Origin of the sequence: Bacteroides sp. AF39-16AC, assembly GCF_003602735.1 — a bacterium.
Classification (GTDB): domain Bacteria; phylum Bacteroidota; class Bacteroidia; order Bacteroidales; family Bacteroidaceae; genus Bacteroides; species Bacteroides uniformis.
The window spans coordinates 1-1320 of record NZ_QTLN01000077.1; the positions used below are offsets into that span (position 1 = coordinate 1).

Consider the following 1320-nt stretch of genomic DNA (forward strand, 5'->3'; position numbering starts at 1 on the left):
CACTAGTGTCCACTAAAAATTTTTTGGTCACTAGTCGGTTAAAAATTAAATAAATTCGATTCACTTGAATCATTTAGCTCTTTGATATTTTTGAAATTCGATTTGTCGAACAAATCTCTAAGATGAGTTTTATCGGTTAGCGAGATGCCGAGTATTTGCAAGGTTTCGTAGATGCTTCGCTCTAACTTCATATCGTGTTGTACTATCGCCACAAGGCAGTAAGTAATTATGGCACAATATATTTGTATGCGTACAGCATTCTCCGAAGTTCCCCAAAACCTCTTTATCTTAAGGTGTTGTTTAATCCATTTGAAAAACAGCTCCACACTCCATCTATTTCGGTATAACCGAGAAATCAGCTCAGCCGAAGCGTCAAGATTGTTCGTCAGGAAAATGTATCGTGTGCCACTTTCGGGGTCTTCAACAATGAGCTTTCTAAGTTCATCGGGGTAATCCTTGGAACTTTTATAAACCGTAAAACATCCGATGACATCAGAAATGACACCTTCAGGCAATCTTCGCTTCCACGTTTTGGGCTTGATGCGTACATTGGTTTTGGCTCGTACAACGAAGAAAGCACCTATGCGGTCTATCGTATACAAGTTGCCAAAATCGTTGTAACCACGGTCAAATATATAATGCGCACCACGTTCATAAGGAATCACAGACATCGCTTTTGTATCGTGAATATTAGCAGGAGTAATATGCACAAATGCAGGAACTTCCGCTTCCACATCGTAGAGCGTATGCATCTTGATTCCGCCTTTATGCTTGCGGAATTTAGCCCACTCGAACACTGACAGACAAAGGTCAATCGTGGTGGAATCAAAAGCATAGACATGACCGTCAAGCTCAAAGATTCTTTCGATTCTACGCTTGCGCGCTTCGGCTATCATGAAGGTTGCATATTCCTGGAAGATGCGATAGTCACGTTGCTCGTTAGCCTTGCTAAGATTGCTTCGTGTTACGGACTTGCCGATTCCCAGATGATAGAGTTTTCCGGTGTGAGCCTCCAGTGACACGATGAGGTCTCTTAAACTCTCACGGTTGGAAAGTTGACCGAACATCATCGTAAGCAACTGATTCCAACAGGTATAGCTTTTAATGTATTTGTTGCCTTCATACTTCTTGACGATACGCAAGAACTTGAACTCATCAAGAAATGTGACTAATTGAGAAAAAACATATTTGTCTTTATTCATAACAGTCTGATTCAGACTGCAAAAGTAATTTCAAATCGTTGCGCACCAAATACCATTACAACAAACTGAATTTCAACAATTTCAAAGAACGACTATGATTTTTTAGTGGACACTAATG

The 1320-nt window shown here is 40.3% G+C and carries 1 protein-coding gene; it reads right to left on the bottom strand.

Translation table 11 applies throughout. From position 1 onward, the window contains the following. Positions 1-38: 38 nt before the first annotated feature. Complete coding sequence (locus tag DW039_RS20765; protein WP_008666211.1) at positions 39-1202, bottom strand: IS4 family transposase; 1164 nt, start codon at positions 1200-1202, stop codon at positions 39-41. Between the last annotated feature and the right edge of the window lie 118 nt (positions 1203-1320).

Coding starts and splice junctions, on each gene's coding strand:
- DW039_RS20765 (WP_008666211.1), bottom strand. CDS start 1,202: ATGAATAAAGACAAATATGTTTTTTCTCAATTAGTCACATTTCTTGAT.